15 protein-coding genes and 1 other RNA gene are annotated in these 12,568 nt (G+C 31.5%); 9 read left to right on the top strand and 7 right to left on the bottom strand.

Translation table 11 applies throughout. From position 1 onward, the window contains the following. Positions 1–32 precede the first annotated feature (32 nt). From ssrS to glf, 4 genes are all read right to left on the bottom strand, one after another. Positions 33–139, bottom strand: a non-coding RNA gene (gene ssrS / locus Z054_RS31135) — 6S RNA. Positions 140–191: 52 nt separating this feature from the next. Further along, positions 192–482 carry a cell division protein ZapA gene (locus Z054_RS0124240; protein WP_024772608.1) on the bottom strand — a complete coding sequence of 97 codons (291 nt, stop codon included), beginning with the start codon at positions 480–482 and terminating at the stop codon, positions 192–194. 7 nt (positions 483–489) lie between these two features. Beyond that, positions 490–780, bottom strand: coding sequence for a hypothetical protein (locus Z054_RS0124235; protein WP_024772607.1), 291 nt, complete (start codon positions 778–780; stop codon positions 490–492). 89 nt (positions 781–869) lie between these two features. Further along, positions 870–1,991, bottom strand: coding sequence for a UDP-galactopyranose mutase (glf, locus tag Z054_RS0124230; protein ID WP_024772606.1), 1,122 nt, complete (start codon positions 1,989–1,991; stop codon positions 870–872). Between the two features lie 179 nt (positions 1,992–2,170). Between glf and Z054_RS0124225 the strand changes: the two genes are divergently transcribed. The 3 genes from Z054_RS0124225 (at position 2,171) to Z054_RS0124215 (ending at position 7,453) form a co-directional block, all read left to right on the top strand. After that, entirely contained in the window at positions 2,171–3,217 is a 1,047-nt protein-coding gene (locus Z054_RS0124225; protein ID WP_024772605.1) for a hypothetical protein, read from the top strand. Positions 3,218–3,282: 65 nt separating this feature from the next. Next, the gene (locus Z054_RS0124220; RefSeq protein WP_024772604.1) at positions 3,283–4,971 is read left to right on the top strand and encodes a M23 family metallopeptidase; all 1,689 of its coding nucleotides are present in this window, start codon (positions 3,283–3,285) and stop codon (positions 4,969–4,971) included. A 13-nt stretch (positions 4,972–4,984) separates the two neighbouring features. Then, complete coding sequence (locus Z054_RS0124215) at positions 4,985–7,453, top strand: TonB-dependent receptor (protein WP_024772603.1); 2,469 nt, start codon at positions 4,985–4,987, stop codon at positions 7,451–7,453. Positions 7,454–7,460: 7 nt separating this feature from the next. On the opposite strand, the gene Z054_RS0124210 is transcribed toward Z054_RS0124215, so the two are convergent. After that, positions 7,461–8,609 (bottom strand): cysteine desulfurase family protein, encoded by a 1,149-nt coding sequence (locus Z054_RS0124210; RefSeq protein ID WP_024772602.1) that lies wholly within the window; start codon positions 8,607–8,609, stop codon positions 7,461–7,463. A gap of 178 nt (positions 8,610–8,787) precedes the next feature. Here Z054_RS0124210 and Z054_RS29165 point away from each other — a divergent pair, with 178 nt between their 5' ends. Together Z054_RS29165 and Z054_RS0124200 are read left to right on the top strand one after the other, a co-directional pair. Then, entirely contained in the window at positions 8,788–9,693 is a 906-nt protein-coding gene (locus Z054_RS29165) for a hypothetical protein (protein WP_024772601.1), read from the top strand. 16 nt (positions 9,694–9,709) lie between these two features. Next, positions 9,710–10,240, top strand: a complete 531-nt coding sequence (locus Z054_RS0124200; RefSeq protein WP_152538669.1) for a hypothetical protein — start codon at positions 9,710–9,712, stop codon at positions 10,238–10,240. On the opposite strand, the gene Z054_RS0124195 is transcribed toward Z054_RS0124200, so the two are convergent. Then, a complete protein-coding gene (locus Z054_RS0124195; RefSeq protein ID WP_035093387.1) occupies positions 10,241–10,789 on the bottom strand; it encodes a hypothetical protein in 549 nt (182 codons plus the stop codon). Between the two features lie 2 nt (positions 10,790–10,791). Then, complete coding sequence (locus tag Z054_RS0124190; RefSeq protein WP_024772598.1) at positions 10,792–11,004, bottom strand: DMT family transporter; 213 nt, start codon at positions 11,002–11,004, stop codon at positions 10,792–10,794. Positions 11,005–11,232: 228 nt separating this feature from the next. On the opposite strand from Z054_RS0124190, the gene Z054_RS0124185 reads away from it, so the two are divergent. The 4 genes from Z054_RS0124185 to Z054_RS0124170 all read left to right on the top strand — a co-directional run bounded on the left by Z054_RS0124185 (position 11,233) and on the right by Z054_RS0124170 (position 12,534). Beyond that, the gene (locus Z054_RS0124185) at positions 11,233–11,505 is read left to right on the top strand and encodes a DUF2752 domain-containing protein (protein WP_051473892.1); all 273 of its coding nucleotides are present in this window, start codon (positions 11,233–11,235) and stop codon (positions 11,503–11,505) included. A gap of 12 nt (positions 11,506–11,517) precedes the next feature. Then, positions 11,518–11,841 (top strand): CCC motif membrane protein, encoded by a 324-nt coding sequence (locus Z054_RS0124180; protein ID WP_024772596.1) that lies wholly within the window; start codon positions 11,518–11,520, stop codon positions 11,839–11,841. Positions 11,842–11,926: 85 nt separating this feature from the next. Then, positions 11,927–12,217 (top strand): DUF2752 domain-containing protein, encoded by a 291-nt coding sequence (locus Z054_RS32765; protein ID WP_051473890.1) that lies wholly within the window; start codon positions 11,927–11,929, stop codon positions 12,215–12,217. 8 nt (positions 12,218–12,225) lie between these two features. Continuing rightward, the gene (locus tag Z054_RS0124170; protein ID WP_024772594.1) at positions 12,226–12,534 is read left to right on the top strand and encodes a CCC motif membrane protein; all 309 of its coding nucleotides are present in this window, start codon (positions 12,226–12,228) and stop codon (positions 12,532–12,534) included. Positions 12,535–12,568: the final 34 nt, after the last annotated feature.

Below are 12,568 nucleotides of genomic sequence, written 5' to 3'. Positions count from 1 at the left end.
AAAAAAAGCCTGCACTAGCAAAGGTTCTGTATAAACTCTGTAAAAACAGGTTTAGGGCTAACAAGTTGCTCAAGAATCCGCTCAAGGCGGCGCGCTTTTACAACTTAAACTCACCCTTTTTAATTAATTCTTGTTGAGTTTATCAAAATAACAACTAGTGCAGGCAGTAACCTTATTTATTTTAAAGAACGTTATGATAAATGTTCGTGTAGCAAATTATTTAATTCATTTAACCTATTAGCCACATTAACCGTGTCATCATCTTTATCTATAGCTTTTTGTTCTACTTGTGCTGCAAATTGTAAAGCGCACATTGCCAATACATCTTGCTTATCTCTAACCGCATAACTTTGCTCAAATTGCTTTATCATGGCTTCTATCTTTTTTGCAGCCTTTCGTAAACCTTCTTCCTGATCCGGATTAATCGTTAATGGGTATACACGATCTGCAATAGATAATTTAATTTTAAGCTTATCTGCCATATTTTACTTATTCAGAAAGTTGTGCTATGCACATATCAATCTCTCTTATTAAAGCGTTTATTTTGAGCTTGGTTTCCCTTTTATATTCGTCACTGCCTAGTATTGCGTTTGCATTTTTGAGCGCACTGAATTTTTCTTCCCACTGCTTTAATTGATCTATCTGAAGTTCTGAATTAGACTCCAAATTCGATATTTTCTCTTTTAGACTTAGGTTTTGTTGCTTAACCAATTCATACTTATGAAGCAACTTACTTATTCTATTTTCAAGAGAATCAATAATTTCAATTAAATCACTCATTATAAAATTTACACAATACTTCGATACACAAAGTTAACATACCAATTGAAAAAACCCAATAGTTTTACAACTAATTTTAAACCCCTTCTTTATTGTGGTTTAATCCTTGATATTTCTTCTACTTTGGACAAAGATGATGCGATTATCTGGTGCATATCATAATAGCGATATTCTGCTAATCTTCCTCCAAAAATCACCCCTTCTAATTCTCGTGATTCTTCTTTATACTTTTTAAATATTTCTTGATTTCTATCATTATTAATAGGATAATATGCTTCTTTACCTCTATCCCAGTTCTCAGGATATTCTTTTGTTATGATTGTTCCATCTTGCTTTCCGAATTCAAAATGTTTATGCTCTATAATCCTTGTAAATGCATAACTTGCATCATTGTAATTCACTACAGCATTACCTTGGTAATTTTCTATCTTATGATGCTCGTGTTCGAATCGCAATGACCTATACTCTAGCTGTCCATGTTTATACTCAAAGAACTCATCTATCTTACCAGTATACACAATCTTATCTGCTAAAGATTCAAGATCTATTCTATCTTTAAAAAAATCTACTCCTGTTTTGGTGTCAATACCATTTAATAAACCATTAATAATCACATTATAGCCTCCCACAGGGATTCCTTGATAAATGTCATTAAAATAATTGTTATTATACGTATATCTAACAGGAAGTCTTTTAATAATGAAAGCAGGAAGTTCTGTTGCTTTTTTCCCCCATTGTTTTTCAGTATACGCTTTAATAAAAGTTTCATAAATATCCTTACCCACTAAAGATAAAGCCTGTTCTTCTAGATTTTGTGGAGACTTTACTCCATATTGTGCTACTTGTTTATCTATAATATTTTTTGCTTCCTGCGGTGTCTTGGTTCCCCAAAGCTGATAGAACGTATTCATATTAAAAGGTAAGTTATACAATTTACCCTTTGACAATGATAAAGGAGAGTTTATATAATTATTAAAAGTTGCAAATTGATTTACATAATCCCATATTTTTTTATCATTAGTATGAAAAATGTGAGCTCCATATTTATGTACATTAATTCCTTCTTTTTCTTCACAATATACGTTTCCACCTAAATGATCTCGCTTGTCTATCACAAGGCATTTTTTACCCCGATTAGTCATTTCGTGAGCAAAAACACCCCCAAACAACCCTGCTCCTACAATTAGATAATCATATCTCTTTTCTTTCACTAGTATACTTTTTTGATTCGAAACGGTTTCTATAAAATTCAGTTGTCAAAACTACTATTTTTAAAAGGATTTTATATGTAATAATTATACATCAGAAAATCACAATTGATAATCTTCTTAAAATAGGGTATAAAAAATAAAATGTATGTATCTTTCCTCCGCTAAATTTATACATTTATATGAAAGGATATTTCATCTCCAGAAATTACAAATCTCTTTTTAATGCAGCAGGTAAAGCAAAAACTGATTGCGAGTCTATTTTAACCGAAATGGGGTTTAAAAACCTAGGTTTCAAACAATCTTCAATCCCTAACTCTGCTATTGGAGCTCTAAAAAACTTTTTCGGTATCACCTTTGCTTTAATACGGTTACCATATAAATCAACACTGTGTACACAATATCCACTAAATAAGTTTAGAAATTATGTCTTGTTTGTTGCAAAAATAAAAAGATGTAAAATCATTACCATAGTTCATGATGTTCGTTTTTTAAAAGGTAGAACTAGTGATGCAGATAAGGAATTAAAAAAGATAACTTCTTCAAATGCCATTATTGTGCACAATGATTCGATGAAAGATTGGTTCTTGGAACAGGATGTTAAAGTTCCAATAATTGTACTTGGCATATTTGACTATATATTAAACAAAGGATTGCCAGATCAAAACAACAATGTCACAGGAGAAAAACTTCACGAAATAGTATATGCCGGGGGATTTGGAGACGGTAAAAATTCATACATCTACGATCTTGATCAACTCGAAAGAAAAAATTTCGGAATGAACCTGTATGGTATGGGATTTGATTATCAAAAACTAAAAACCGAAAAAGAAAAATCAATACTTTCCTATGAAGGAGCATTTCCTTCTGATGTGGTGGCTTATCATATCAAAGGATCTTTTGGATTAGTATGGGATGGTATCTCTACAGAAGAATGTAGTGGACAATATGGACAGTATTTAAAATACAACAACCCTCATAAAACTTCATTATACATTTTATGTGGATTACCTGTAATTGTATGGGATAAAGCAGCCATTAGTACTTTTATAATAGATAACAATATTGGTTTTACAGTTTCTAATTTAGACGAATTAAGTGACAAACTTGAAAATTTATCTTTAGATGAATATAAAAAAATGAAAACCAATGTTGATCTGGTTAGAACAAAAATTATTTCTGGCGGATATTTAAATGATGCCATTAATCATGCATTGAAAATAGTATAACCTACCAAAAAAATAAGTAGTTTTATAAACACATTTCATAAACATACACATAGATACCCCCTTTTATGAGAAAGATTATAGTTTTTATTTTACTTGGATTTTCTTTTTGCTATGGGCAAAAGGACCTTCCTAAAGACTATTTTATTCATCCTCTTGATATTCCCACTGTAGTTTCTGGGACATTTGGCGAGCTAAGATCGAATCATTTTCATTCTGGATTAGATATGAAAACTAATGGCCAAGAAGGATTAAATGTATACGCTACTGCATCTGGTAGAATAACTAGAATAAAAATTTCGCATGGCGGTTATGGTAAGGCTTTATACATTGCACATCCTAATGGATACACAAGTGTATACGCCCATTTAAAAAAATTCTCTCCAGAAATTGAAGCTTTTGTAAAAAAAAGACAATACGCAAAAGAATCTTATGAAATAGAGCTTTTCCCAAAATCAAGTTCGTTATTAGTAAAGCAAGGTGATATTATAGCATATAGTGGTAATACAGGCGGAAGTTCTGGCCCTCACCTTCATTTTGAAATTAGAGATTCAAGATCCAGACCAATGAACCCAATGAATTTTGGTATGGAAGTAAAAGATACCAGAAAACCAATCATAAATAGTCTTTGGGCATATAGTTTAGACAAAAACGCACAAATTAATGGTTCGCAAAAACCAGTTAGATTAAAACTTACATCTCTAGAAGATGGTAGTTATAAAGCAGAGAGCCTGAATGCATATGGAAAAATTGGTTTTGGTGTATCTACTATAGATAAACAAGATTTAGCCGAAAACAATAATGGCGTATATGAAATAACCACCCAAATTAATGGTCTGGAAAATCTAAAAATAGAAATGAATCGTTTTTCTTTTGCAGAAACACGGTATGCGAACAGAATTATTGATTACTCCTATTTTAAAGAATACAGAAGTAGGATAACGAAACTCTTTGTTGAAAAAAACAATCCGTTAACCGTTTTCAAAAAGAAAACAAATAATGGCATTGTTAATATTCAAGATAGCCTTTCTTATAACTACACTATCCATATCAAAGATTTTAAAAACAATACAACTACAATTAATATTCCTGTACAAGGAAAATATGTCGAAACGATCACAAAAACAGATATTCCTAAAACATCAGAATACGCTAAGGCAACTGAAAATTATACATACAGCTCAGGCTTTTTTGATCTTTTTATTCCTAAAGGAGCATTATATGAAAATACTTATTTGGATATATCTGTTAGTGGAGAAAAAATCAAAATCCACAATAACAAGACTCCATTACACAAAAACATGACACTGGTTTTTGATGTATCCAGATATAATGAAGAAGATAAGAAAAAACTATATATAGGGCGTATAAATGGTTCTAAAACACCATCCTACTCTAGAACAGCAAAAAAGGGTAATCGATTCTCTACCCGAACGCGTTCTTTTGGCACATACTCCTTATTTACCGATAATCTGAAACCTACGATAATACCCATTAATGTTTCTAGCAAAAAATGGATATCAAAGGCCACACATTTAAAACTGAAAATTAATGACTCTGAATCTGGAATAAAAAGCTATCGAGGAACTATAAATGGAAAATTCATTTTATTAGAATATGATTATAAGACCGGAATGTTAATCTATGACTTTAATGATAAAAATCATGTGGACTCAGAAAATAATTTTAAACTTGTTGTGTTAGATAAAGTAGGTAATCGAGCAACATTCGAAACCACATTTTTTAGAAAACCTTAAATACTCTTACTTCTTGAAACCTAATTTTTTTCCTCTTTTGATTTTACTGATTATATTCAGTATCTCTTCTTCGGCTCAGACTGCAACGCTAAAAGGTGTAGTTCTTAATGAAAATAACGTACCCATCCAGGGAGCTAACATCTCCTATAACAATTCTGGTACTCAATCTGATAAAAATGGCGTATATCAGCTTAGTATTCCTGCTAATCAAGAAATCACAATAAACATATCTCACATTAGTTTAAAAAATGTACAGTTTGTTATTAATCTCGAAGAAAATCAAGAATATGAACTCAACCCAGTTCTAAAAACAGATATTGAACAGATAGCTGAAGTTATTATATCGGGTAGAGAACGTAAAATAGTAGAAGGAATTACAACATTAGATCCCGAAACCATTAGAACAACTCCTTCTGCTAATGCTGGTGTAGAAGGGCTTCTTAAAAGTTTACCTGGGGTAAGTTCTAATAATGAATTAAGCACACAATACTCTGTTCGTGGAGGAAATTATGATGAAAATTTGGTCTATGTAAATGAGATTGAAGTTTATCGCCCTTTTTTAGTACGATCCGGACAACAGGAAGGCTTAAGTTTTGTAAATACAGATATGGTTCGAAATGTAGATTTTTCTGCAGGAGGATTTCAAGCTAAATACGGAGACAAACTCTCTTCAGTTCTAGATATTACTTACAAAAGACCAACAAGATTAGGAGCAACAGCAGATCTAAGTCTTCTAGGAGGTAGTGTTTCTGCAGAAGGGATTTCTAAGAACAAAAAACTAGCCGCTATTATTGGTGTACGATATAGAGATAACAGTTTACTAGTAGATGCTAAGAATACAGAAACTAATTTTCAACCGAGATTTGCCGATGTACAAACTTATCTTTCTTATAACTTCTCTAGTAAATTTGAATTAGGGTTTTTAAGTAATTTAGCACTTAACACCTATGATTATGAGCCACTAACAGAACAAGTGAATTTTGGAACATTACAAACAGTGCAAGCACTAACTGTTCGTTATGATGGACAAGAAAAAGACAAATACGAAACCTATTTTGGAGCACTTAAGGGAACCTACAGAGCTAATGATAATCTAACCCTAAAATTAATTGCCTCGGGATATCACACCCAAGAACAAGAACATTACGATATTTTTGCAGCTTATGCACTAGGAACTGTAAATACCGACATTGGCAGTGAGAACTTAGGAGAAGTAGAATTTAGCGAAGGAATAGGTTCTCAATTAACGCATGCAAGAAATGATCTGGATGCATTAATATTTAATCTCGAACACAAAGGAACATATATTGCAGATCAACATCAGTTTGATTGGGGTGTTAAATTTACTTCAGAAGATATTAGAGATCGTTTACAAGAATATGAAATCATTGATTCTGCTGGTTTTTCTATCAGACCTCCTGTATTGGATTTTGTAAATGATCAACCTTACACTCCTTTTGCAAGTCCTATTGTTCCTTTTACCAGTGTAAGAGCTACAAATGACACTAAGATTGACCGTATTTCTGGGTATGTACAATATAGCATTCGCTCTAATATAAAAGAAAATGAAATTTGGGCAAACGTAGGTGTCAGAGCACATAACTGGAATATCTATGGAAACACAGTTGAAGGTTCTGATTCGCAAATTGTATTCAGTCCAAGGGCTCAGGTTGCTATTAAACCTGACTGGAAATCTGATATGATCTTTAGAGTTTCTGGAGGACTATATCATCAACCTCCCTTTTACAGAGAATTGAGAGATTCATTAGGAGTTGTAAGACCAGATGTTAAAGCGCAACAATCTATACATATCGTACTAGGCAATGACTACAGCTTTTCTATGTGGAAAAGACCATTTAAATTAACCACAGAGCTGTATTATAAAAAACTAACCGATGTAAACCCGTATACTATTGAAAATGTTAGAATACGATATCGTGCTAGAAATAATGCAGAAGCATATGCGCAAGGGATAGACTTAAGACTTAATGGAGAATTTGTTCCTGGTACAGAGAGTTGGGTTAGTTTTGGGTATTTAAAAACTGAAGAAAATATTGATAAGCGTGGGTACATCTCTCGACCAACTGATCAACGACTAAAAATTGGAGTATTATTTCAGGATTATGCCCCTTCAATCCCGAGTTTAAAGATGTATTTAAATATGGTCTATCAAACAGGAGTTCCAGGAGGTTCTCCCAGTTATGCAGATCCATATAATTTTCAGACCAGACTACGAGATTATCGAAGAGCCGATTTAGGAATATCATATGTCGTGGTTGATCAAAACAAAAGATTAAGAGAAGGTCATTTTCTTAATATGTTTAGAGAACTAAACCTTGGTTTTGAAATCTACAATATCTTTGATAATCAAAATACAATCACCAATACTTTTGTTAGAGACGCAGCAAGTCAACGTCAATTTGCTATCCCCAACTATTTAACGCCACGGGTTTTTAATGTTCGACTAGGAATGAAATTTTAAGAATAGATTATTCTTCTATAAATTTCTTTAATACATCTACTGTATAATCTATTTCTTCTTTAGTATTAAATTTTGAAAGAGAGAAACGTATTGATGGTTTTTGTATATCCTCATCAGAAAGAATTTCGGTTAACACATGAGACCCTTTACCGCTTCCACTTTGGCAAGCACTCCCTTTTGAACAGGCAATTCCATTAATATCCAGATGGAATAACAATATGCCAGCTTTTTCTTCAGAAACAGGTAAACATGTGCTAATTAATGTATACGTACTTTTTTTAAAATCACAACAACTAGCATTAAACTTTACTCCTTCAATGTTACTTTTAAGAGTATCAATAAAGTATTGCTTTAGATTTATAATGTAATTCTTTTCTTCTTCCAAATTTTCATATGATAATCGCAACGCTTCATCCATGCCTGCTATATTATGTACACTTTCTGTTCCTGCCCGATATCCTCGTTCCTGTTCTCCTCCAAAAATTAACGGTTTTAAACCTGAGTTTTTACGAATATATGCAAAACCAACTCCTTTTGGTCCATGAAATTTATGAGCACTTACTGCCGTAAAATCAACATGTAAATTACTTAAGCTTACATCATAATGACCTATTGATTGAACCATATCACTATGAAAAAGTGCTTTATGTTCATTACACAAGTTTCCAACACGCTCAATATCTAATATAGTTCCAACTTCATTATTTATGTGCATTAAACTCACCAATGTCTTTTCTGTAGAATCACTAAGAAGTGATTCTAAGTGTTTATAATCAATAGAGCCATCTGCATTTATAGCAACATAACTTACCGTTATATTTGTACGAGATTCTATTTCCTGTACCGTATGTAATACAGCATGATGTTCTATTTTAGAAGTAATAATATGGGTAACCCCTAAATCTCTAACTGCACTATTTATTGCCAAATTATCAGCTTCTGTACCTCCAGAAGTAAATATAATTTCTGAGGCTTTTACTCCTAAATAACCAGCTATATTTTTACGAGTTTGTTCTATATGATTCTTAGCAGATCGACCATAACCATGTATTGATGAAGGATTTCCATAATCTTCTTTCAATACAGAAACCATTTTAACAATAACCTCTGGTCTTACCTCTGTGGTAGCCGCACTATCAAAATAAACTTTTTGCATAAAACAAAGTAATTAAGTTGTTGAAATAGATATTTATTTATTTTTTGTAAAAACTTTAATTCTTACAATATTCCCAATTTTCCGACTACAAAACTAATCTAAATAAAATTATTTTCAAGTAGACACGTTATAATCTTTCAATTCCTTTACTTTTGTCAAAAAAAATACTCATTCTGACATGAAAAAGTTGTTTTCATTTCTCTTTTTATTATTATTTATTACCTCTTGTGATGATGGTGACATAGTCATCACCAGTTTTGAGTTTGATGATGTTGATTTACAACTTTGCAAAGGTGCAAAAGCAAATGAATTTGTTTTTTTCAAGATTAGTAAAACTATAAACGAGGCTATTTCTTATAACTTTATCAACGATACTTTTTCTGATACTATTGCAACACTCACACCTATTTCTATCAAACTAAGCGAAGGTTCTAATAACTTAATATATAGAAATTTCAATGTACCCGTAACTGTAGATTATTTTTGTTCTAATGTACCCTCTAGTGAAATTATAATTGTTGAAGAACTTAATGGTGTTACAGGAACATCTGAAATCTTAACCGAAATCATTACAGAAGATGACGATGACGGGATTCCGGCAGAACAAGAAGATCTTAATGGTAATGGCAACCTTGAGGATGATGATACTGATGGAGATGGAATTCCAAATTATAAAGATCAGGATGACGACAATGATAACATTCTAACTAGTGTTGAGTTACCAAATGATATTCCTGATGATGATAATCCACGGGATACAGATGAAGATGGTGTACCTGATTATCTCGAACAAGATGATGATAATGATGGAATCTTAACCCGTAATGAAGATGCCGACGAGAATGGAAACCCAAGAGATGATAGAGATGCCGTTTCTGGAAAGCTATTTTATCTGGATGCAGCATCAACCAATGTAGCAGTTGCAGTAGATCCTGTTCTTGATAATACTATAAAAACCACATTTAGGACCACTGTATCAATAAACGGTCTTGTTTTTGATGGTAACAATCAAAATTTTGAAGACAAGAATTTTTCATTTGGTTTTAGAGATGTTACTATCCCTAAGACAACCAAAAAAGAGTAGCTCATATCACATTATTATGAATAATTTTTTTTACTATATAATTTTTATTGCAGTATTGGTTAGTTGTAGTGAAGGAGATGTTATTGAAAATGACATCAGTAATTTCACGGCTCCGTTAGAGAATTGTTCTAATCAAAATGAAAGTACTTTTGTTTTTTTCAAAATTGATTCTCAAATTAATCAATCTCTTTCTCTTAGTTTTACAAGTACTACTTTTGAATTAAATACAGCTCCAGAGGGCCTTACTCAAACCATAGAGCTTAATAACACTACAAATACTTTAGTGTATAGACAGTTTAATGCTCAAATCGATGGCTCGGCATATTTTTGTAGTAGCGTTCCTCCTAGTGGCATTACAATCACTCAAGAGCTAAAAAGCTCTAATGGAAATGCTGTAATAAAATATGTTGTAAAGAGTGACACTGCCACAGAAATCGTCTATACAAGAACAATAACTCTTACCGATATCACTCTTGAAGGAGCTGGGATTTCAATACGACAAGAGTTATTAGAACTAGGTGAAGACGAGATTACTGTTTTGAAATAACTATTTTGGATTCTGAACAATATACACCTCCATCGCCCCTAGCCCATATTTTTTATAATCACCTTCAGATATTCTTATATTATCATACCTCCCAAATAGGTATTTGAGTTCTTCTTTTAAAATTCCCTGCCCTACCCCATGAATAAAAATCACATTGGGAATACGTTTGCTAATTGCAAAATCCAATTGCCTTTTTGCCGTATCCAATTGCAAAGTTATCATATCATGATTTGTCATTCTCTTTGCCGATTTTACTAATTTATTAATATGTAAATCAACTTCCATTGGTGGTACATCTCGTTCTTTTGGTTTAACGATAGGTCTTTTGGGTTTCTTTTTAAAAACCTCCTTATCCTTTAAGTTTTTATTTATCTCTTCATAAGAAGGTATAATAAGCTCTCCGGATTCAATTTTTACCACTTCGCGAATAAAAAATGTCATATCAAACCCATCTTCTGTTTCAATTGTTACTTCATCTGCAGTAACTGCTATAACTTTACCTGTAATTGGTTCATCCAAAACAGATACAGTATCCCCTATTTTAATCATAATTATTCTTCTTCTTCAAGGTATGGATCAGAATCAATTTTCGTCTTCGATTTCACTTTAGTGTTAATCAGAAATACTCCTAACATTAAAAAAATCACTCCAACACTCTGGATATAATAGTTTTTAGTTACCGAAGAAATTTCACTTATCATTGCAATAGCTCCTATAATTACCAAAAGTATACTTATGATTTTTTTGACCCTGTTATAATTCATTTACCTAAACCTTTTTTTATTAACCTGATAGTATTATCCCTAATCATTAATAATATATCGATCTAATATATAAGAATTGATTTCTTTTCTAATAATAACTTCAAGACATTTTCTTTACAGCTACAAAAGTATTAAATAATAGATTTTTGAACCTCCAAATATTTTAAATAACTTAATTATGTATATTGCAATTAATAATTATAAAGATTTTCGCTTTTGGAGACCTATATGTTACCTTGTTTAAACAAAAAAATTTTTGGCGTTGATTGTTTAGGCTGTGGAATGCAAAGATCTATTTCTCTCTTATTTAAAGGAGATTTTGTTGCGGCATTTTATATGTATCCTGCAATTTATCCTCTTTTATTATTACTTATATTTTTGGGATTCAACTTTTTTATCAAATTTAAATATGACAGACTTATAAGAATGAGTCTTATGGCCACTGCCATACTTACTATCATTATAAGTTATGTAATCAAAATGAAAATTATTTTTAACTAATCAATCTAAATTATGGAAAAACAAACATTACCTAATTCTACCCTAATCTTGGTTTTTGGTATTCTATCAATCTTAGGATGCTGTTGTTATGGTGTACTAGGAATCATTCTGGCTATTGTAGCTATAGTACTTGCAAAAAAAGCTACTGCATTATACAATGAAAACCCAGAATTATATACTGGATATCAAAATGTTAAAACAGGTAAGATACTAGCAATTGTAGGTCTAATATTAAGTATTATCTATTTAGTCTATGTTATCTTCATATTTGCAACAGTAGGATATGATGGTATCCTAGAGATGCAAAGAGGAATGATGGAACAGTACGGAGGATAATCTGTAAATAATTTAATTTTTAAAAGCTGTTCGGAATTATATTTCGAACAGCTTTTATTTAGGGTAAATTTATTGCTACTATAATTTGGAACAGTTTATTAATTATATTGAATCTAATCTATTACAATGCCCAACTAAAAAACTAATTGGTATTGATTGTCTGGGCTGTGGTTTTCAACGAAGTTTTTTATTACTTATTAATGGTAATTTAATAGAGTCATTTCTAATGTATCCTGCACTTATACCATTACTATTAATGTTTGGATATTTAATTGCCCATCTTTTTCTAAAATTTAAAAAAGGAGCTAAAACCCTTCAATATTTTTATATCTTAAATAGTATACTTATCATTACAAATTATATTATAAAATTCTAATACATTATATGGAAAACAAACAACAATTACCAAATGCTACATTGGTATTAATATTCGGAATCGCATCAATAGTAACCTGTTTTTGTTATGGATTTCTTGGATTGGTATTTGGTATCATTGCATTAGTATTAGCTAAGAAAGCTAAAGAACAATATCTAGCAAACCCCGAATTATACATAGGTTATGAAAATCTAAATGCAGGTAGAATTTGTGCTATAATTGGTACTATATTAAGTTCTTTGTACCTATTAATCATTATTGGGTATATTATATTTATGGGCGCTCTAATGCCTTGGTCTGAAATACTAAATCAATAATTTTTTCACATAAAATAAAAAAAGGAGGCATGAT

Origin of the sequence: Aquimarina macrocephali JAMB N27 (assembly GCF_000520995.1) — a bacterium.
In the GTDB taxonomy this organism is placed as follows: Bacteria; Bacteroidota; Bacteroidia; order Flavobacteriales; family Flavobacteriaceae; genus Aquimarina; species Aquimarina macrocephali.
Note: the sequence above shows the minus strand (reverse complement) of the source record. Positions and strands in the feature narration are given on the sequence as shown.

What these genes read in the sequence shown, in the direction of transcription:
- Z054_RS0124185 (WP_051473892.1), top strand. Translation starts at nt 11,233, where the DNA reads ATGTTACCTTGTTTAAACAAAAAAATTTTTGGCGTTGATTGTTTAGGC.
- Z054_RS29165 (WP_024772601.1), top strand. Translation starts at nt 8,788, where the DNA reads ATGAAAAAGTTGTTTTCATTTCTCTTTTTATTATTATTTATTACCTCT.
- Z054_RS0124235 (WP_024772607.1), bottom strand. Translation starts at nt 780, where the DNA reads ATGAGTGATTTAATTGAAATTATTGATTCTCTTGAAAATAGAATAAGT.
- Z054_RS0124200 (WP_152538669.1), top strand. Translation starts at nt 9,710, where the DNA reads ATGAATAATTTTTTTTACTATATAATTTTTATTGCAGTATTGGTTAGT.
- Z054_RS0124225 (WP_024772605.1), top strand. Translation starts at nt 2,171, where the DNA reads ATGAAAGGATATTTCATCTCCAGAAATTACAAATCTCTTTTTAATGCA.
- Z054_RS0124170 (WP_024772594.1), top strand. Translation starts at nt 12,226, where the DNA reads ATGGAAAACAAACAACAATTACCAAATGCTACATTGGTATTAATATTC.
- Z054_RS0124220 (WP_024772604.1), top strand. Translation starts at nt 3,283, where the DNA reads ATGAGAAAGATTATAGTTTTTATTTTACTTGGATTTTCTTTTTGCTAT.
- Z054_RS0124210 (WP_024772602.1), bottom strand. Translation starts at nt 8,609, where the DNA reads ATGCAAAAAGTTTATTTTGATAGTGCGGCTACCACAGAGGTAAGACCA.
- Z054_RS0124180 (WP_024772596.1), top strand. Translation starts at nt 11,518, where the DNA reads ATGGAAAAACAAACATTACCTAATTCTACCCTAATCTTGGTTTTTGGT.
- Z054_RS0124240 (WP_024772608.1), bottom strand. Translation starts at nt 482, where the DNA reads ATGGCAGATAAGCTTAAAATTAAATTATCTATTGCAGATCGTGTATAC.
- Z054_RS0124190 (WP_024772598.1), bottom strand. Translation starts at nt 11,004, where the DNA reads ATGAATTATAACAGGGTCAAAAAAATCATAAGTATACTTTTGGTAATT.
- Z054_RS0124195 (WP_035093387.1), bottom strand. Translation starts at nt 10,789, where the DNA reads ATGATTAAAATAGGGGATACTGTATCTGTTTTGGATGAACCAATTACA.